1 protein-coding gene is annotated in these 386 nt (G+C 47.2%); it reads left to right on the top strand.

Features of this window, described 5'->3' with window-relative positions:
- The coding region (locus A3750_RS04430) for a DUF4158 domain-containing protein (RefSeq protein WP_156498392.1) at positions 1-386 on the top strand (386 nt) is incomplete at both ends.

Below are 386 nucleotides of genomic sequence, written 5' to 3' on the forward strand. Positions count from 1 at the left end.
TTGATCTCCTCAATTATCAAAAATGGCGGGATAGACAGGATCGAGGTTCCTTAATCACTCACTTACAGCAAACAGCTAAGTCGTGGGTTGAACCCCGGTATTTGTTCGATGCAACCACCGAGTATTTATCACTGCGTCGTATTGCAATTCCCAAATACACGGTGATGCAGACCGTGGTAAGCCAGGCGATGAAACAGGAACGAGAGCGTATTACTGCTTCGCTGCAAAACCAGTTATCAGGGAGGTTGTCGACTGAGCTCGCAAACTTGGTGGACGGAAAAGGGGCATTGCCTCTGTCTAAATTGAGGTTGTCTGCCAAGAACTTTACTCCTACGGAACTGGAAAAGGAGCTCAAGGTGAAACGATTAATCGAGCCTTGGATGAGT

This window comes from Oleiphilus sp. HI0079 (assembly GCF_001635105.1).